Origin of the sequence: Pseudomonas sp. 2FG (assembly GCF_005502935.1) — a bacterium.
Lineage (GTDB): Bacteria > Pseudomonadota > Gammaproteobacteria > Pseudomonadales > Pseudomonadaceae > Aquipseudomonas.
In genome coordinates this window covers 21,975-40,288 of record NZ_SCMP01000024.1, presented here as the reverse complement: position 1 = coordinate 40,288, position 18,314 = coordinate 21,975, and the positions used below count along the sequence as shown (strand labels likewise).

Below are 18,314 nucleotides of genomic sequence, written 5' to 3'. Positions count from 1 at the left end.
TCCTGCCGCATCGGCGAGAAGAGCGTATTTATCCTCGGGCTATCAGGCTCAAATCCCCGAAATATCCGATCAGAAACAAAAATGCCAATCAGCTTAACTGACTGGCATTAGGCTCAATGAGCCCCTTTTTTATTAGCCTGGATTATTTCTCCGGCTTACGACCGCGACCGAAACCCGGACGCTGACCTTCGCCAGCCGGCGGGCCACGGCGCTTGGCCGGCGCACCGGCGGGTTTACGTGCCGGCCGATCGGCCAGTTCGATGCCTGGCCGTCCCGACTTACCAGCGCTCGGACGCTTTTTGTTCACCTCGCTCGGACGCTCAGCCACCGGCGTACCCCGGTTCTGCTCAGCGCGCCCAGCGGCGGGCCGCGGCGTACGCGAACCATGCTCAGCGGACTCGGAGCGTGGACCGCTACGCTGAGGACGCTCGCCGCCTTCAGGACGCGGGCTACGCGCTGGGCGCTCGCCACTGCGCTGCGGACGCTCATTACCCTCACCACGCGGGGCCCGAACAGGACGTTCGCCTGCCTCTGGGCGCGGGGCGCGGGACGGGCGCTCGCCACCTTCGCCGCTCGCTACAGGGCCACCATGGGCAGGGCGCAGGGTTCTCACCGGGCGCTCGCCACGACCCACAGGTTTAGCCGATTTACGCTGCATGCGGTCGAGCTTCTCGCGGGTCTTGGCCTTCATCCCCTGCTGGACAATAGGCGCCAGGCCCACTTCGGCACTGAGGATATCCACTTCACCCTGGCTCATTTCGCGCCAGCGGCCCATGGTCAGATCGGAAGTCAGGAACACCGGACCGAAACGCACGCGCTTCAGCCGACTGACCACCAAGCCCTGAGATTCCCACAGGCGCCGCACCTCGCGGTTACGACCTTCCATCACCACGCAGTGGTACCAATGGTTGAAGCCTTCACCGCCGGGCGCTTCCTTAATATCGGTAAAACGCGCCGGGCCGTCTTCCAACAGCACACCGTTTTTCAAGCGCAGGAGCATGTCTTCGTCGACTTCGCCACGCACGCGCACGGCGTATTCGCGGTCCATCTGATAGGACGGATGCATCAAGCGGTTGGCCAGCTCACCGTCGGTGGTGAACATCAGCAGACCGGTGGTGTTGATGTCGAGGCGGCCGATATTGATCCAGCGACCCTCTTTCGGTCGTGGCAGGCGATCGAATACGGTGGGGCGACCTTCTGGGTCGTCGCGAGTACAGATTTCACCGTCGGGCTTGTTGTAGATCAGCACGCGGCGCGTCTCTTCGGCGGCCTCTTCACGCTTGAGCAGGCGACCATCGATGGCGATGGCGTCATGCAGATCGACACGCTGACCAAGGGTCGCCGCCTTGCCATTGACCTTGACCCGGCCTTCGCCGATCCAGGCCTCCACGTCGCGGCGCGAGCCTAGGCCCATGCGCGCCAGGACTTTCTGCAGTTTTTCCCCGGCGGGACTGTATTCTTCGGACTCACTCATTCTGGGCACCTCCCGGTGTAGCAATCTGGTCACCTGCGGCGAGGACTCGCCGAGGGGCGCGCATCATACGCTGCGCAGCCAATCAAGCCTAGCGCATCTGCCGGCCTTAGCTCGCGATACTTTGCCAGCAACCGATAAACGATCAGCCTTCCTTGGGCCATTCATTCCCGCACAAAACCCGGGGATGCCCCCAGGTTCCGTTCAGTCGCGGGTAGCCTCCGCCTCGTCCGGCAAGGCTTCTACGCGCTTGTCGTCTTGCTCGGCATCGGCCAGGTCATCGAAATCGGTTTTCAGGCCCTGCTCCATCGAATCCAACTCCGCCAACAGGCTGCTGAAGCTGGTTTCATTCCGCGGCTCCACCGCGTCCTCGGGCAAATCGGCCAAGTCGGCGCGGGCCTGCAAGTCATCCGGCACCGGCAGCTCGTCGTCGAAGGCCAGCAGCGGTTCCGGCTCCAACTCGCGCAGCGCGGCCAGCGGCGGCAGTTCCTCGAGACTCTTCAGGTTGAAGTGATCGAGAAACAGCTTGGTGGTGGCGAACATCGCCGGTTTGCCCGGCACATCGCGATAACCGACGACGCGAATCCACTCACGTTCGAGCAAGGTTTTGACGATATGGCTGTTCACCGCCACGCCGCGAATATCCTCGATCTCGCCGCGGGTAATCGGCTGGCGATAGGCAATCAGCGCCAGGGTTTCCAGCATGGCGCGGGAATAGCGCTGCGGCCGCTCCTCCCAGAGCCGGCCAACCCAAGGCGCGTACTGCTCGCGCACCTGCAGACGGTAACCCGTAGCGACTTCCTTCAGCTCGAAGGCCCGCCCTTCACAGGACTTACCCAGCAGCGCCAAGGCCTTTTTAAACACGGCCGGTTCGGGCCGCTCGGCCTCTTCGAACAGCTCGAAGAAGCGCTCAAGCGACTGCGGTTTGCCGGACGCCAGGAGGAAAGCTTCGAGTAGCGAGGCCAGCTCGCGGGGGTCGCTCAGGTTCATCTTTCGACTCTTTATTCGGCTCGCGCACGCACATGGATAGGTCCAAAGGCCTCATTTTGCACCAGCTCGACCAGGGATTCCTTGATCAACTCGAGCACCGCCATAAAGGTCACCACCACGCCGAGGCGGCCCTCTTCGGCGCGGAACAAGGCCACGAACGGCACAAAGGCCCCGCCCTTGAGGCGCTCCAGCACCTCGCTCATCCGCTCGCGGGTCGACAGCGCCTCCCGTGTGACCTGGTGACTCTCGAACATATCGGCACGGCGCAATACCTCGGCCATCGACAGCAGCAGCTCTTCCAGGCTTACGTCGGGCAACAGCTTGCGCGCCCGCGCTTGCGGCGCATCCAGGCACGGCACCCTGTGATCGCGGCCAACCCGCGGCAGTTGATCGATGCCTTCGGCGGCGGCCTTATAGCGTTCGTATTCCTGCAGCCGCCGGATCAGTTCGGCGCGCGGGTCATCCTCTTCTTCCTCCGCCTCGCTGGAGCGCGGTAGCAGCATGCGCGACTTGATCTCGGCGAGCATCGCAGCCATTACCAGGTACTCGGCGGCCAACTCCAGGCGCACGGACTGCATCAACTCGACATACCCCATGTACTGCCGGGTAATCTCCGCCACCGGGATATCCAGCACGTCGATGTTTTGTTTGCGAATCAGGTACAGCAGCAGGTCGAGCGGGCCTTCGAAGGCTTCGAGGAACACCTCCAGCGCATCCGGCGGGATATACAAATCCAGCGGCAGCTCGGTGACGGCCTTGCCGTACACCAGGGCGAACGGCAGCTCCTGCTGCGCGCCGGCCTGGCTGTCTGAAGGCGCTATTGGCGGTATGTCCTGCATATATTCCTCCGGATCGGGCATAGGTCGCGCAATCCCGGCCAAGGCCGGAAAGTTGCCACGTCCACACGCTGTGCCAAACTTAATGAGTTCGGAACGTTCACTTCAATGGGTTCTAACAGGATCCTTGGGAGGCGCGCCATGAAAACATTAACGATGGCATTCGGTGTTGTTTTGCTGTTCGCATGCCTGGCTTTCGTCCAAACCTCTGCGGTGCAAGTCGGGATGATCTCGACGCAAGAGGCCGTAGCCGCACAACAGGCTCAGGCCGACCGCGACAAAGTCCACGATTTTTTGAGCCGCGCTAGCGTGCAGGAAAAAATGCAGGCTCTGGGCGTCGAGGCGACCTTTGCCAAAGAGCGTGTCGATGCCTTGACGGTGCAAGAAGTCACCCTGCTGGCGCAACGGATCGATGCCCTTCCCGCCGGCGGCGCCCTCAGTAATACCGATATAGTGATCATCCTATTGGTTGCCATTCTGGTGGCGATAGCCCTCTGACCGAGGTGTCATGACAGCCACAGGAGCCCCTCGCCTGAGTAAGCCAGGGCGCCCAACCACGGCTTACTCAGTCGAGTTATCGGTAATTCAAACCCAAGGCCAAACGAACCTCGGCAAGGGTTTCACGCGCTTCATCACGGGCCCGCTCAGCGCCCTCAGCCAGAATGCTGCGCACCAGCTCCGGGCTGTCCTGGTAATCGATGGCGCGCGCCTGCAAGGGCTTCAGTTCAGCCTGAACCGCCTCGATCAGCGGTGCCTTGCAGTCCAGGCAGCCAATGCCGGCGCTTTTGCAGCCCTGCTGCACCCACGCCCGAGTCTCGTTATTGGAGTACACCTCATGCCACTGCCACACCGGGCAGCGCGCCGGGTCACCCGGATCGGCGCGATGTACCCGCGCGGGGTCGGTCGGCATGCGTTTTAGCTTGTCCTCCACCTCCTCGCTGGTATCGCGCAGGTAGATGGCATTGCCATTGGACTTGGACATCTTCCTGCCATCCAGCCCGGCCATCTTCAGCGTGTCATCGAGCAGCGCCTGCGGCTCCGGCAGCAAGACCTTGCCGCCGCCCTCCAGATAGCCGAACAAGCGCTCCTTATCCCCAAGGGTGACGCTCTGCAACTCCTTGAGCAGTGCTCGCCCGGTCTCCAGCGCCTCGACATCGCCCTGTTCCTGAAAGGCTTTGCGCAGGCTGTTGTAGAGCTTGGCGGTTTTCTTGCCGAGTTTGAGGATCGCCGCTTCGGCCTTGTCCTCGAAGCCCGGCTCGCGGCCGTACAGATGGTTGAAACGCCGCGCGACATCGCGGGCAAACTCGATGTGCTGCACCTGGTCGACACCGACCGGCACCAGGCCGGCGCGATACAACAGGATGTCGGCCGCCTGCAGCAAGGGGTAGCCAAGAAAGCCATAGGTGCTGAGGTCTTTGTGGTGCAGTTGATCCTGCTGCTCTTTATAGGAGGGCACCCGCTCCAGCCAGCTGAGCGGGCAGATCATCGACAACAGCAGGTGCAGTTCGGCGTGTTCCGGCACCTGCGACTGGATGAACAGGGTCGCCGAACTGGGGCTGACGCCTGCGGCCAGCCAGTCCACCGCCATCTCCATGACGTGCTGGGAAATCTGCCCGACCTCATCGTAATCGGTGGCCAGCGCATGCCAGTCAACGATGCAGAAGAAGCACTCGTACTCGTGCTGCAGCTTGACCCAGTTCTTCAGCGCGCCGTGGTAGTGACCGAGGTGCAAGCGGCCGCTGGGGCGCATGCCCGATAGCACGCGCCGTTGAGAATCGACGAGGCTCAAACAGTTTTCCTTTGCCGAACAGACAGAAAGCCGATTATAGCCAGCACCTAGGCGCCACCCACAAAAGGCGTCGGATCGCCACAACCGACACGGACGATTTCCGGCTCATCGTCGACCAGGCTGACCACGGTAGAGGCTTCCAGGCCGCCAAAACCGCCGTCCAGGATCAGATCGACCTGATGCTCCAGCACCTGACGCATCTCGTACGGATCGCTCATCGGCAGCTCCTCGCCGGGCAGAATCAGGCTGACACTCATCAGCGGCTCACCGAGCTCCTCCAGCAGTGCCTGGGCAATCGGATGACTCGGCACCCGCAAACCTATGGTGCGGCGCTTGGGATGCAGCAGCATGCGCGGCACTTCGCGGGTGGCGCTCAGAATGAAGGTGTAAGGACCCGGCGTATGGCCTTTGAGCAGGCGGAACGCTCCGGTATCGACCTTGGCGAACAACCCCAACTGCGACAGATCACGGCAGACCAGGGTGAAGTTGTGCTTATCGTCCAACTGGCGCAGACGGCGGATCCGCTCCACCGCGCCCTTGTCGCCGATATGACAGCCCAGCGCGTAGGAGGAATCCGTTGGATAAACGATCACCCCGCCGGCCTTGATGATTGCCACCGCCTGTTTAATCAGGCGCGCCTGGGGGTTTTCCGGGTGTACCTGGAAGAATTGACTCACGGGAACTCCCTGTTCAGAGGGCAGCAGGCTGCTGGACATGCTCGAAACGCAACCAGAGCGGCGGGAGATCATCCGGCAATGGGCGGTACATGCCCAGCTCAGACCAGTCTCCCGGCGCATGGAAATCACTACCGACGCTAGCCAGCAGACCAAATTCACGCGCCAGAATGGCCAGGCTGCCGACTTGTTCCGCCGGCTGCATGCCATTGACTACCTCCAGCGCATGACCGCCAGCCTGGATGAAGTCGGCGATCAGCTTGCGCCTCTTGCTGCGGGTGAAGTCGTACTGCCAGGCGTGCGCCAAACTGACCCAGGCACCCGCCTCGCGCAGGGTAGCGACCGCCTGTTCGAGGGTCGGCCAATGCTGTTTGACGTCACCCAGCTTGCCGGAGCCCAGCCACTTGCGAAACGCCTCGGCGCGGTCGCGCACATGCCCGGCACGCACCAGGAACTCGGCGAAGTGCGGCCGCGCCGGCGCATTACCGCTATCCCCCAACTCTTGCTGGATGGCCCGCGCGCCTTCGAGTGCGCCCGGCATGCCCTTGGCTTCCAGGCGTTTGTCGATTTCTTCGGCGCGCAACCAGCGGCCATCGCGCAACTCGGCAATCGCCTGCAATAGCGCTGGCGCAGTGGCCGTAAAGCCGTAGCCGAGTACATGAATGGTCGCACCACCCCAGGTACAGGACAGTTCCACGCCGTTGATCAGTTGCATATCCAGCGCAGTGGCGGCGACACGGGCCTCGTCGAGGCCTTCCAAAGTGTCATGGTCGGTCAGCGCCAGCATGCGCACCCCCCGTTCATGGGCGCGCGCGACCACCACGGCAGGCGCTAGGGCGCCATCGGAGGCTGTGCTGTGGCAGTGCAGATCGACGTTCATTCGGTGCTTCTCTCTCTACCCGCGGGAAACTCTGATGCGTTCGGAGTTTCCCTACTGGTTTGGTTTGTTATTATGCCGGCACATCCTGCTTCTGGCTGCCACTGTGAAACAATTCATCGACTTCATCCCGCTTATCCTGTTCTTCATCGTTTACAAGCTCGAACCCCGTGCGGTTGAACTGGCCGGCAATACTTACATGCTAGGCGGTATTTTCAGTGCCACCGCGATGTTGATCCTCAGCTCGGTGGTGGTCTACGGCATCTTTTTCCTGTTGCAGCGCAAGCTGGAGAAAAGCCAGTGGTTGACCCTGATCGCCTGCTTGGTATTCGGTAGCCTGACGCTGGCCTTCCACAGTGAGACCTTCCTCAAATGGAAGGCGCCAGTGGTCAGCTGGCTGTTCGCCTTGGGTTTTGCCGGCAGCCACTTTATCGGTGAGCAGCCGCTGATCCAACGCATCATGGGCCATGCCATCAGCCTGCCCGAGCCGATCTGGAACCGTCTGAATATTGCCTGGATTGGGTTCTTCCTCGTCAGTGGCGCCGCCAACCTGTTCGTCGCGTTCACCTTCCAGAGCATCTGGGTCGACTTCAAGGTATTCGGCAGCCTGGGCATGACCCTGCTGTTCTTGATCGGCCAAGGCCTGTTCCTCGCTCGGCATATCCATGACGTCGAACCCGCCCCTTCTGCTACTAAAACCAAGGACTGACATGCTCTACGCGATCATTGCCACCGATCTAGCCAACTCGCTGGAAAACCGCCTGGCCGCCCGCCCCGCCCACCTGGCTCGGCTGGAACAGCTGAAAAATGAAGGCCGCCTGGTGCTCGCCGGCCCGCACCCGGCAGTCGATAGCAATGACCCTGGCGCCGCCGGCTTCAGCGGCAGCCTGATCGTCGCCGAGTTTGAATCCCTTAGCGCCGCCCAGAGCTGGGCCGACGCCGATCCCTACCGGGCTGCCGGGGTCTATGCCAGCGTGCTGGTGAAACCCTTCAAGCTCGTGCTCCCCTAAGCGCCACCGAAACCGCAGGCCGCTAACAACCAGGAAATAGGAGTTCCGATGCGCCAAGGTCCGCTGTCCCTGCTGCTCGCTGCATTGCTGATGACTGGCCAGCTGCACGCCGAGGAACTATCGGCTGCGCCTGACAGCAACCCACCCTTGGCCGCCACCGCGACGCAAATGCAAATTGACGCACTGGAGCAGCGCCTGGCCGAAAGTGAACAGCGGCGCGCCGAACTGGCCGCGCAACTACAAAGCACTGGCGGTGAGCGCGAGAACGCTCAATTGACGCGGCTGCGCCAGGACAACCAGCGGCTCAAGTTGCAACTCAAGCAAGCCCAGGCCGAACAGCCGGCACGCCTGCTGAGCGAACAACAGCTGTGGTTTGTGGTTGGCGCGGGCGTGGCACTCATCGCCCTGCTCTGCGGCGCCATGCTGCGTGGTCGCCGCAGAACCCGCCGCGAATGGATCAACTAAGCGCCGCCATATGCCCACCTTATTGCTGATCGACGATGACCGTGAACTGTGCGAACTGCTGACCAGCTGGCTGAGTCAGGAAGGCTTTCAAGTCAGCGCCTGTCATGACGGCCATAGCGCCCGTGCGGCACTCGCCGCACAGCCACCCGCCGCCGTCGTGCTGGATGTCATGCTGCCCGACGGCAGCGGCCTGGAGCTGCTCAAGCAGCTGCGCAGCGACCACCCCGAACTGCCGGTATTGATGCTCTCGGCCCGTGGCGAACCCTTGGATCGCATCCTCGGCCTGGAACTCGGCGCCGACGACTACCTGGCCAAACCTTGTGATCCTCGTGAACTGACGGCCCGTCTACGCGCCGTTCTGCGCCGTAGCCTGCCAGTGGCCGTGTCCAGCCAGTTGGAGCTGGGTGACTTGTGCTTCAGCCCGGCCCGCGGCGTGGTCAACATTGACGGCCATGAGGTCATCCTCACCGTCTCCGAAAGCCGCCTGCTCGAAGCCCTGCTGCGCCAACCCGGCGAGCCGGTGGATAAGCAAGAACTGGCGCAACTGGCCCTCGGTCGTAAGCTGACCCTGTACGACCGCAGCCTGGACATGCACGTCAGCAACCTGCGGAAAAAAATCGGCCCACACCCCGATGGCCGGCCGCGCATCCTCGCGCTGCGTAGCCGCGGTTACTACTACAGCGCCTGAACCCAGCTCCCCCAGCCTTTACCTAAGCTTTACCCTTGCCTGACCGCCCTTGACCTTGCCATCCCTAGACTGGGCACATCCGGCAACCGGCCGGAATCGAGACAAGGAGACACCTCATGCGTAAGACCCTCATCGCCGTCCTGTTCGCCGCAGCCCTGCCGACATTCGCCATGGCCATGCCCGAGGGCGGCCCACGCCACGGCGGCGCACACGGCTCGCAGGTGTTCAAAGAACTGGATCTGAGCAAGGAGCAACGGCATGCCATCGGCAAGCTGATGGGCGAGCAAATGCACAGCCGCCACGAGATCACCCAGCGCTACCTGGACAAGCTGCCCGCAGCCGAACAGAAAGCCATGCAGGATGAACTCAAGGCCAAACACGACAAGACTCAGAGCGAGATCCGCGCCCTGCTCAAGCCTGAACAACAGAAACAGTTCGACGAGTTGCAGAAGAAGCAGCAAGAACGCCGCGCCGAACGCGCCGAGTTCGAAGCCTGGAAAGCCCAGAAAGAGCAAAAAGCCCAGTAAGCTTGCCGCGGTATAAAAGCCGAAGGCTACCCGCCCATCCAGCACAGCGCTGTTGGATGGGCTTTGTCCGTTTAAGGAGTTGCTGTGCGTTCACTGTTTTGGCGCATCTTCGCCAGCTTCTGGCTGGCCATCGCCCTGGTCGCCGGGCTGTCCATGCTGCTTGGCCATGCGCTGAACCAGGACGCCTGGATTCTCAGCCGCCACCCAGGCCTCCAGGGTTTGGCCGAGCGCTGGACGCAGATCTATGAAGCAGAAGGCGAGCAGGCCGCGCAGCACTATCTGGAGCAGCGCAAACGCCGCTACCACATCGACATCCAGGTGCTCGACGATAACGGCGACGCACTGGTCAAGGGCACCTTCCCGCGACGCGCGGCGGCCTTCGAGGCGCGTCGGCACAATGATCGGCGGCGCTTGCCCTGGCGCCGCCTGACCGCCGACTACACCAGCCCGGCGAGCGGCGAGACCTACTTGCTGATCTACCGCATTCCACACCCGGAGCTGGATGCCTGGCACCGCGGCAGCCTGCTCTGGCCGCTGAGTGCGCTGGGCATCGCGCTGGTGGTGCTGAGCCTGTTCAGCCTACTGCTGACACTCTCCATCACCCGCCCGCTGAGCCGCCTGCGCGGCGCCGTGCATGACCTCGGGCAGACCAGCTATCAGCAGCACAGCCTGGCGCGCCTGGCCAACCGCCGCGATGAATTCGGCGTACTGGCCAGCGACTTCAACCGCATGGGCGCACGCCTGCAAGGCCTGATCGGCAGCCAGCGCCAACTGCTGCGCGATGTGTCCCACGAACTGCGCTCACCGCTGGCGCGCTTGCGCATCGCCCTGGCCCTGGCCGAACGCGCAGGTCCAGGCGAACGCGAACAGCTGTGGCCACGTCTGTCCCGCGAATGCGACCGCCTGGAAGCCTTGATCAGTGAGATTCTCGCCCTCGCCCGCCTGGATGCCGAGCCTGGCGCCGCACAGCCGATCGACCTGCCGGCCCTGCTCGAAAGTCGGCGGCAGGATGCACAACTGAGCGCCCCGGAGCAGGAGATCCGCATCGAAATAGAGCCGGGGCTGAGCCTGCAAGGCTGGCCGGACATGCTCGAGCGCGCGCTGGACAACCTGCTGCGCAATGCCCTGCGTTTCAATCCGCCCGACCAGCCGATCGAGCTATTAGCGCAGCGTCAGGCTGAACGCTTGCTGCTCAGCGTGCGCGATCATGGCCCCGGCGTGCCGACCGCGCATTTGCCTCGACTCGGCGAACCCTTCTTCCGCGCCCCGGAACAAAGCACGGCGGGGCATGGCTTGGGCTTGGCGATTGCCCGCCGCGCCGCCGAACGGCACGGCGGCAGCCTGAAGCTGGCAAACCATCCAGGCGGTGGCTTTATTGCCAGCCTGGAACTGCCGCTGATGGCGAGCGAGCTCTAGGCTGGGTAGAACCCGGCCTAGGGTCTTGCCCTAGCAATCAAGCCGGCCAGGCACTGACGAAGTCGCTGACCGCCAGTTCTGCCGGGGTACGCAACTCACGCTCCGGCGTCCCCAGATAGAGAAAGCCGATGATCTGCTCAGCCGCGCTCAAGCCCAGGCCCTGGGCCACCCCCGCGTTGTAGGCCAGCTCGCCGGTCCGCCAGACCGCACCAATGCCCTGGGCGTGAGCGGCCAGCAGAATGCCATGCGCCGCGCAGCCAGCCGCCAGCAGTTGCTCCTGCTGCGGGATCTTGAAGTGGTCTTGCAAACGGGCGATCACCACTATCAGGAGCGGTGCGCGCAGCGGCATCGCCCGGGCCTTGCTCAAGGCTTCTTGCGTGACCTGCGCCGAGTCAGCGGTCAGCACCGCGGCAAACAACTCACCGAGTTGCTCGCGCGCAGCCCCCTCCACCGTGAGAAAACGCCAGGGCCGCAGCTGGCCATGATCCGGCGCCCGCAAGGCCGCGCGAAACAGCACCTCACGTTGCGCCGCATCGGGTGCGGGCTCGCGCAAGCGCGGCGCGGAAACACGGTTAAGCAGAGCGTCGAGAGCCTCCATCGGCCACCTCCAGAAAAAAGATAGCGCGCATTCTAGCCGATCGGACGACTCGGCCCGCGGCCGCTTGCGCGTAGGGTGGTCTCGGAGCGCAGCGACAGCCCGCCAATAGGTCGGCGTACTGCCTGCGGCGAGTACGCCCTACGGCATGACAAGCAGCGGCGGCTATCCTAACCAGCAGAAAACGCCTGCGCAGCCCCGTAAAGGCTGGTTTACAGGCCCATAGGCGCGAGTAGAATGGCGCCCCTTGTCTTCCTGAGCCCGAGCCGACTCCATGGCCCTGCCGACCCTGCGCATCATTGGTTTTATCCTCGGCATCTTCCTGATCACCCTCGCGGTCAGCATGGTCATTCCCATGCTGACCCTGCTGCTCTTCGAGCGCACCGACGATCTCAACGCCTTCCTCTGGTCGAGCCTGATCACCGTACTCGCCGGCCTCGCGCTGGTTGCCCCCGGACGCCCGGAGCACGCGCACCTGCGGCCGCGCGACATGTACATGCTGACTACCGCCAGCTGGATAGTGGTGTGCTGCTTCGCGGCGCTGCCGATGGTGATCATTCAAGACATCAGCTATACGGATGCCTTCTTCGAAACCATGTCCGGCATTACCACCACCGGCTCCACCGTGCTGGTCGGCTTGGATCACGCCTCGCCGGGCCTGCTGATGTGGCGCTCGTTGATCAACTGGCTGGGCGGGATCGGCTTTATCGGCATGGCGGTGGCGATCCTGCCGCTGCTGCGGGTCGGTGGCATGCGCCTGTTCCAGACCGAATCCTCGGACTGGGGCGAGAAGGTCATGCCGCGCTCGCATATGGCGGCCAAGTACATCCTGCTGGTCTATATCGGCCTCACGGTGCTCGGCTTTCTGAGTTTCTGGGTCGCCGGCATGACGCCGTTCGACGCGGTCAACCACTCCATGTCGTCCATCGCCACCGGCGGCTTCTCCACCTCCGATGCCTCCCTGGCCAACTGGACGCAACCGGCGGTGCACTGGGTCGCGGTGCTGTTCATGATCCTCGGCGCCCTGCCCTTCACCCTCTATGTCGCCACCCTACGCGGTAACCGCAAAGCCTTGATCAAGGACCATCAGGTGCGCGACTTCGTCGCTTTTCTGGTGGCGATCTGGCTGGCGTTCGGCACCTGGCTATGGCTGAACTCCGAGCACGCCTGGCTGGACGCCGTGCGCATAGTCGCGGTCAACGTCACCTCGGTGGCCACCACCACCGGCTATGCCCTCGGCGATTACAACCAGTGGGGCAGCTTCGCGGTGATGGTGTTCTTCTACCTGACCTTCGTCGGCGGCTGCTCCGGCTCCACCTCCGGCGGCCTGAAGATCTTCCGCCTCCAGGTCGCCTATGTGCTGCTCAAGGCCAACCTGCAGCAACTGGTACACCCGCGCGCGGTGATCAAGCAGCAATACAACGGGCATAACCTGGACGATGAGATCGTCCGTTCGATCCTCACCTTCTCCTTCTTCTTCGGCATCACCATCGGCGTGATCGCCCTCGGTCTGGCGCTGATGGGGCTGGACTGGATGACTGCGATGAGCGGTGCCGCCACCGCGGTGGCCAACGTCGGCCCGGGCCTCGGCCCGATCATCGGCCCGGCCGGCAACTTCTCCAGCCTGCCGGATGCGGCCAAGTGGCTGCTCTCGCTGGGCATGCTGCTGGGCCGCCTGGAAATCCTGACGGTGCTGGTATTGCTCACCCCGGCCTTCTGGAAGCACTGAAAACCCTTTTCCGACCTGCTGCGCGCAGCTGATCCGCGTGCGGCCTACACGCGCTTGCGACGGGTCGTTGAAGGGCTTTATCCAGGCACAATTTTACAACCGCGCGCGATACTCGCCCGGGGTCGCGTCGAACCAGCGGCGGAAGGCGCGGAAGAAGTTGCTCGGGTCGGCAAAGCCGAGCAGGTAGGCGGTTTCCAGCAGGGTCAGATTAGGCTGGGCCAGGTACTGCACGGCCAGTTCGCGGCGGGTATCGTCGAGCAATTGCTGGAAGCTGGTGCCCTCCTCCTGCAGACGCCGCTGCAGGGTGCGCTGCGACAGGTGCAGCGCCTGCGCCACCGTGTCGCGCTTGGGCTCACCCTGGGGCAACAACCGGCAAAGCACCTGGCGCGCCAGATGGGTCACCCGGCTTTCCGAGAAGCGCGCCAGGTATTCGCCGGCGAAGCGATCGTGCAACTGCGCCAGCGACGCATTGGCCGTGGGCAGCGGCGATTCCATGTCGGCGCGTTCGAACAGCAGCGCGTAATGCGCGGCATTGAACTGGAAGGGCGCCTGAAACACCTGTTTATAGGGCTCGAGATCGGCCGGCGGCTCGCCCTGAAAGCTGACCAGCAGCGGACGAATGGGTTTGCCGGTCATCCAGCGACAGAAAGCCAGGGCGTAGGCCAGTGAAGCCTCGGCACTCTGCCGGGCGGGGGCCAGGCGGTCGCCATGGATCGCCAGCATCAGCGCATAACCCTCAGGCAGCGGGCGAAAACTCAGGTCCGCCCCTTCGCCGATGATCCGCTGATAACGCACCAGCCGGGCGAACCCTTCTTTCAGAGTACGGCTGGACATCAGCGCATAACCGACCACATGAAAGGACGCCGGGCGCACCACCTTGGCCATGTTCAGGCCAATCGCCGGATTGCCCGAGAGCTGCACCGCCCGCTGCCACAGCCGGGTCATAGCGTCCTGCGGGAAACGCGCATCCGGGTCATCCAGTGCGGCGTAATCCAGCCCCAGCTCGGGAAACAGCCGACGGCAGTCGACCCCGCCCATTTCCAGCGCCTGCACTATGCCCAGGGCCCAGCTTGAGGAAGTCGTACGTTCGCTCATGGCGCCTTCTTGTGCTATCCACGCTGGCCGCAAGAGCGCGGCCTGGCGGCGCAAGGATACTAAACTGGCGCCTAATGTCACTGGCCCGCGAAGACACTCGCCCTAGACTGCAAATACCACGGGCGCAGGGCTGTGCCGCCCACCTAACGGGGGCGTGAGCGCAGTCCGGGCCCGTGCCGGACTCACCGCGCGGTGGTTTACCGGGACAGCCAATCCGCGCCTTAACCATGACAGGAGGTGTGCCATGGGCACGCAAACCAGCGAGCGCTACACCCGCTTTGCCGATTTCTACCCCTATTACCTGCAGGAACACAGCAACGCGACCTGCCGCCGCCTGCATTATGCCGGCAGCCTGCTGGTGCTGAGCATCCTCGCCTACGCCGTCGTCAGCCAGCAGTGGCTGTGGCTGCTGGCGCTACCGCTGGCCGGTTATGGTTTCGCCTGGGTCGGCCACTTCATCTTCGAAAAGAACCGCCCCGCCACCTTCAAGTACCCGCTTTACAGCTTTATGGGCGACTGGGTGATGCTCAAGGATGCCCTGACCGGACGCATCAAGTTCTAACCGGCCGTTGAAGAACTACTGCGGGTTTCGCTCGCCAGCCTTTTCAACGACTGGCTAACCACTGGCAACCCTGGCGCCGCCATTCGGCAGCCATGCTTGGCTGCCGAACCTTTGCTGGTTATGATCCCGACCAGTCAAAAGCTTGGCCTCGGCCTTGCAAAGCGCATAGACGCCCAGCAGAGACGTCAGAAAATCAGTAGGGATAGTGTCACCGCCATGAAATCAGCCCATCTCGAGCGCTTTAACGACTTACCCTCGCTCCCCCTACGCGAGTACTACTCCCGCGTACTGGCCTATATCGCCACGGCTGCCAGCATCGCGGCGGGCACCTATGTGCAGTATTTCGGTTACGACATCCTCTGGTTGGTGCCCTACGCCCTGCTCTACCCACACCTGGCGCATCACCTGAGTCAGCGCTTCAAGGGCGAGCATCCACAACACACCAACCTGGTCTTGCTGTTTATCGACGCCCTGCATGTCGGCGCCGGTGCGGCGCTGCTGGGTTTCTCGGTGGTCCCGAGTCTGATGCTCCTGCTCACCCTGAGCTTCAGCGCGCTGATCATTGGCGGCCTGCGCTACCTCGGGCTGTCGCTGTTGATCGCGGTCAGCGGACTGGTGCTGACCAGCGTCGTCGTCCAACCCGAATTGAAAGCCACCACGCCAACCCTGGTGGCGCTGGTCAGCGTGCTGTTCACCACGCTGTACATCGGCATTACCGCCTACTTCATGCACCAACAGGGCATCCGCCTCGGCGTCGCCCGTAGCGAGATCAAACGCGAGCAGGAAAAGGCCGCGCGGCTGGCACGCAACCTGGCCAAATACCTGTCGCCCCAGGTCTGGGAATCGATCTTCAGCGGCAAGAAGAGCGTGCGCCTGGAAACCCAGCGCAAGAAGCTCACGGTGTTCTTCTCCGACATCAAGGGCTTCACCGAGCTGTCCGAGGAACTGGAAGCCGAGGCCCTGACCGACCTGCTCAACACCTACCTGAACGAGATGTCGAAGATCACCCTGAAATACGGTGGCACCATCGACAAGTTCATCGGTGACTGCGTGATGGTGTTCTTCGGCGATCCGGCCAGCCAGGGCGCGAAGAAGGACGCGGTGAACGCGGTATCCATGGCCATCGCCATGCGCAAGCATATGAAGGTGCTGCGTCAACAGTGGCGTGCCCAGGGCATCACCAAGCCGCTGGAAATCCGCATGGGCCTGAACACCGGCTACTGCACCGTGGGTAACTTCGGCGCCGACACGCGCATGGACTACACCATCATCGGCCGCGACGTGAACCTCGCCAGCCGCCTGGAAAGCGCCGCCGAGTCCGGCGAGATCCTGATCTCCCATGAGACCTACTCGCTGGTGAAAGACGTGATCATGTGCCGCGACAAGGGCCAGATCAGCGTCAAGGGCTTCTCCCGCCCGGTGCAGATCTATCAAGTGGTGGATTTTCGCCGCGACCTCGGCGCCACCTCCAGCTATGTCGAGCACGAACTGCCCGGTTTCTCCATGTACCTGGACACCAACGGCATCCAGAACTTCGACAAGGAACGGGTGATCCAGGCGCTCAACCTGGCGGCCGAGAAACTGCGCGACAAGGTGATTCTCTAAGCGCGGGCAAGGCTCAACCGCTGACTGGGTAGAGCAGCAAGGGCGCCGCTCTCGCGTCTACGGCTTGACGAATGCCGCGCCGATTTCGCCGGGCTCACCATCCAGCAACGGCTGCTGCGCCAGGAACTCCAGCGCCGAGGCTCGCCAGGACTGCCGTGCCGCTCGCTCGGCGCAGCCTCTGCGGTCCAACTCCAGCGCCGCCAGGCAGGCCTTGGCCAGATCCTCATCCAGCACCCCTGTCACCCCCGCCTCCAGCACATCCAGCGGCCCGGCTACCGGGAAGGCCGCGACCGGCGTGCCGCAGGCCAACGCCTCCAGCATCACCAAGCCATAGGTGTCGGTACGCGAGGGAAACACCAGCACGCTGGCCGCGCCATAGGCCTGGGCCAACGCCTGGCCATGCTGGTAACCGAAAAAGCGCACCTGCGGATAACGCGCCTCTAGTTCCGCGCGCTGGGGACCGTCGCCGACCACACGCTTCTCCCCTGGCAGCTCGAGACGCAGAAAGGCCTCCAGGTTCTTCTCCGCGGCGATCCGCCCGACATACAGAAACACCGGCTGTTCCGGCCGGGTGTGTGCCAGCGACGGCTGGAACAGGCGCAGATCCACGCCCTTGCGCCACACCCTCAAACGCTGCAAGCCCCAGCCGGCGAACTCGCTGCGCAAGCGCTCGGTCGTCACCAGCACCGCCTGACTCGGGCGGTGAAAAACGCGCAGATAGGCATAGCCCCAGGCCAACGGAATCCGTGGCCAGCGCGTGTGGATGTATTCCGGAAAGCGCGTGTGGATCGCCGTGGAAAAGGCCAACCCGCGCTTCACCAACCAACGGCGCGCCGCCCAGCCGAGCGGGCCTTCGGTGGCCAGGTGCACGCAATCCGGACGGAACTCGCGGATCGCCGCACCGACCTTCCACAGCTCCCACACCAGCGGGATTTCCGGGTAAGTCGGGCACGGCCGGTGGCGGAACTCCAGCGGCGACAGCAGCTTGACCAGATGCCCCAGCCCACGCAGCTCGGCGACCAGCGCTTGCAGGCTGGTGACCACGCCATTGACCTGCGGCCGCCAGGCGTCGCTGACGATCAGGATTCTCATGCCGCCGGCTCGACCGCCAGCACCTGCTCGGCCTCTTGCTGGGCCAGGCGCGCCTGATCATCGGCCAGGCGATACAGCTCGATAGTGCCGTCCAGATGCTCGATCAAGGCGCTGCACGACTCCACCCAATCGCCACAGTTCAGGTACTCCACCTCGCCCACCTGGCGAATCTCGGCATGATGGATATGCCCACAGACCACGCCATTGAAGCCACGCTTGACGCACTCGTGGGCGATGGCCTCTTCGAAGTCGCTGATAAAGTTCACCGCGCTCTTGACCTTGTGCTTGAGGTAGGCCGAGAGCGACCAGTAGCCATAGCCGTAACGGCGACGCCAGTGATTGAGCCAGCGATTCAGGGTCAGGGTGAACTCGTAGGCCGAGTCGCCGAGAAAGGCCAGCCAGCGGTGGTAGCGGGTGATCACGTCGAACTGGTCGCCATGCACGATCAGCAGGCGGCGGCCATCGGCGGTGACATGCTCCGCCTCGTCGACCAGTTGGATATTGCCCAGTACCAGCTTGGAGTAACGGCGCAGAAACTCGTCGTGGTTGCCGGTGACGTAGATCACCTCGGTGCCGCGTTTGCTCATGGTCAGTAAACGGCGGATCACGTTGGTGTGCGCCTGTGGCCAGAAGATGCCGCTGCGCAGCCGCCAGCCGTCGATGATGTCGCCGACCAGGTAGACCTTGTCCGTCTGGTAGCGCTTGAGAAACTGCGACAGATGCTCGGCCTGGCAATCGCGGGTGCCTAAATGGACATCCGAGATCCAGAGGGTACGGACGCGTTGCTTACGACTAGGTTTGACGAGCTGAGCGCTGCTCATGGGCGGCCTCCGGCAGGGTTTTTCCGAGCTTGAGCGCCTGCGGTGAAACGCGCATGACAGCCACACGACAAA

The 18,314-nt window shown here is 63.3% G+C and carries 20 protein-coding genes; 10 read left to right on the top strand and 10 right to left on the bottom strand.

All coding sequences use genetic code 11. From position 1 onward, the window contains the following. Positions 1 to 142 precede the first annotated feature (142 nt). The 3 genes from rluB to FFS13_RS18665 all read right to left on the bottom strand — a co-directional run bounded on the left by rluB (position 143) and on the right by FFS13_RS18665 (position 3,171). On the bottom strand, positions 143 to 1,474 hold the full coding sequence (gene rluB / locus FFS13_RS18675) for a 23S rRNA pseudouridine(2605) synthase RluB (protein WP_137820561.1): 1,332 nt from the start codon (positions 1,472 to 1,474) through the stop codon (positions 143 to 145). Between the two features lie 201 nt (positions 1,475 to 1,675). Further along, entirely contained in the window at positions 1,676 to 2,461 is a 786-nt protein-coding gene (gene scpB / locus FFS13_RS18670; RefSeq protein ID WP_137820560.1) for an SMC-Scp complex subunit ScpB, read from the bottom strand. A gap of 11 nt (positions 2,462 to 2,472) precedes the next feature. Beyond that, the gene (locus FFS13_RS18665; RefSeq protein ID WP_171006521.1) at positions 2,473 to 3,171 is read right to left on the bottom strand and encodes a ScpA family protein; all 699 of its coding nucleotides are present in this window, start codon (positions 3,169 to 3,171) and stop codon (positions 2,473 to 2,475) included. Positions 3,172 to 3,438: 267 nt separating this feature from the next. On the opposite strand from FFS13_RS18665, the gene FFS13_RS18660 reads away from it, so the two are divergent. Next, positions 3,439 to 3,795, top strand: coding sequence for a PA2779 family protein (locus FFS13_RS18660; protein WP_137820558.1), 357 nt, complete (start codon positions 3,439 to 3,441; stop codon positions 3,793 to 3,795). Between the two features lie 76 nt (positions 3,796 to 3,871). On the opposite strand, the gene FFS13_RS18655 is transcribed toward FFS13_RS18660, so the two are convergent. Genes FFS13_RS18655 through FFS13_RS18645 form a run of 3 tightly spaced genes read right to left on the bottom strand, consistent with a single transcriptional unit; the run spans position 3,872 to position 6,640 of the window. Next, positions 3,872 to 5,086: a tryptophan--tRNA ligase gene (locus FFS13_RS18655; RefSeq protein WP_137820557.1), complete on the bottom strand. Its 1,215-nt coding sequence runs from the start codon at positions 5,084 to 5,086 to the stop codon at positions 3,872 to 3,874. 47 nt (positions 5,087 to 5,133) lie between these two features. After that, the gene (locus FFS13_RS18650; protein WP_137820556.1) at positions 5,134 to 5,763 is read right to left on the bottom strand and encodes an L-threonylcarbamoyladenylate synthase; all 630 of its coding nucleotides are present in this window, start codon (positions 5,761 to 5,763) and stop codon (positions 5,134 to 5,136) included. Positions 5,764 to 5,776: 13 nt separating this feature from the next. Then, positions 5,777 to 6,640, bottom strand: coding sequence for a PHP domain-containing protein (locus FFS13_RS18645; RefSeq protein WP_137820555.1), 864 nt, complete (start codon positions 6,638 to 6,640; stop codon positions 5,777 to 5,779). A gap of 103 nt (positions 6,641 to 6,743) precedes the next feature. Here FFS13_RS18645 and FFS13_RS18640 point away from each other — a divergent pair, with 103 nt between their 5' ends. The 6 genes from FFS13_RS18640 to FFS13_RS18615 all read left to right on the top strand — a co-directional run bounded on the left by FFS13_RS18640 (position 6,744) and on the right by FFS13_RS18615 (position 10,743). Beyond that, positions 6,744 to 7,346, top strand: a complete 603-nt coding sequence (locus FFS13_RS18640; protein WP_137820554.1) for a septation protein A — start codon at positions 6,744 to 6,746, stop codon at positions 7,344 to 7,346. A gap of 1 nt (position 7,347) precedes the next feature. Beyond that, entirely contained in the window at positions 7,348 to 7,647 is a 300-nt protein-coding gene (locus tag FFS13_RS18635) for a YciI family protein (RefSeq protein ID WP_137820553.1), read from the top strand. A gap of 48 nt (positions 7,648 to 7,695) precedes the next feature. Continuing rightward, positions 7,696 to 8,112, top strand: coding sequence for a hypothetical protein (locus FFS13_RS18630; RefSeq protein WP_137820552.1), 417 nt, complete (start codon positions 7,696 to 7,698; stop codon positions 8,110 to 8,112). Between the two features lie 10 nt (positions 8,113 to 8,122). After that, positions 8,123 to 8,800: a response regulator transcription factor gene (locus FFS13_RS18625; protein ID WP_137820551.1), complete on the top strand. Its 678-nt coding sequence runs from the start codon at positions 8,123 to 8,125 to the stop codon at positions 8,798 to 8,800. Positions 8,801 to 8,916: 116 nt separating this feature from the next. Beyond that, positions 8,917 to 9,327, top strand: a complete 411-nt coding sequence (locus FFS13_RS18620) for a Spy/CpxP family protein refolding chaperone (protein ID WP_137820550.1) — start codon at positions 8,917 to 8,919, stop codon at positions 9,325 to 9,327. A gap of 84 nt (positions 9,328 to 9,411) precedes the next feature. After that, positions 9,412 to 10,743, top strand: a complete 1,332-nt coding sequence (locus FFS13_RS18615; protein ID WP_137820549.1) for a HAMP domain-containing sensor histidine kinase — start codon at positions 9,412 to 9,414, stop codon at positions 10,741 to 10,743. A gap of 37 nt (positions 10,744 to 10,780) precedes the next feature. Here FFS13_RS18615 and FFS13_RS18610 read toward each other — a convergent pair whose 3' ends face one another. Then, positions 10,781 to 11,341: a nitroreductase family protein gene (locus tag FFS13_RS18610; protein ID WP_137820548.1), complete on the bottom strand. Its 561-nt coding sequence runs from the start codon at positions 11,339 to 11,341 to the stop codon at positions 10,781 to 10,783. A gap of 271 nt (positions 11,342 to 11,612) precedes the next feature. On the opposite strand from FFS13_RS18610, the gene FFS13_RS18605 reads away from it, so the two are divergent. Beyond that, positions 11,613 to 13,067 carry a TrkH family potassium uptake protein gene (locus FFS13_RS18605; protein ID WP_137820547.1) on the top strand — a complete coding sequence of 485 codons (1,455 nt, stop codon included), beginning with the start codon at positions 11,613 to 11,615 and terminating at the stop codon, positions 13,065 to 13,067. A gap of 93 nt (positions 13,068 to 13,160) precedes the next feature. On the opposite strand, the gene FFS13_RS18600 is transcribed toward FFS13_RS18605, so the two are convergent. Continuing rightward, complete coding sequence (locus FFS13_RS18600; protein WP_137820546.1) at positions 13,161 to 14,162, bottom strand: AraC family transcriptional regulator; 1,002 nt, start codon at positions 14,160 to 14,162, stop codon at positions 13,161 to 13,163. A 244-nt stretch (positions 14,163 to 14,406) separates the two neighbouring features. Between FFS13_RS18600 and FFS13_RS18595 the strand changes: the two genes are divergently transcribed. Next, positions 14,407 to 14,724, top strand: a complete 318-nt coding sequence (locus FFS13_RS18595) for an Mpo1-like protein (RefSeq protein WP_137820545.1) — start codon at positions 14,407 to 14,409, stop codon at positions 14,722 to 14,724. A 216-nt stretch (positions 14,725 to 14,940) separates the two neighbouring features. Further along, a complete protein-coding gene (locus FFS13_RS18590) occupies positions 14,941 to 16,329 on the top strand; it encodes an adenylate/guanylate cyclase domain-containing protein (RefSeq protein WP_137820544.1) in 1,389 nt (462 codons plus the stop codon). Between the two features lie 57 nt (positions 16,330 to 16,386). Here FFS13_RS18590 and FFS13_RS18585 read toward each other — a convergent pair whose 3' ends face one another. Beyond that, a complete protein-coding gene (locus FFS13_RS18585; protein WP_137820543.1) occupies positions 16,387 to 17,421 on the bottom strand; it encodes a glycosyltransferase family 1 protein in 1,035 nt (344 codons plus the stop codon). Next, positions 17,418 to 18,242 carry a UDP-2,3-diacylglucosamine diphosphatase gene (locus tag FFS13_RS18580; RefSeq protein WP_137820542.1) on the bottom strand — a complete coding sequence of 275 codons (825 nt, stop codon included), beginning with the start codon at positions 18,240 to 18,242 and terminating at the stop codon, positions 17,418 to 17,420. Before FFS13_RS18580 ends, FFS13_RS18585 begins: the two co-directional genes overlap by 4 nt. Between the last annotated feature and the right edge of the window lie 72 nt (positions 18,243 to 18,314).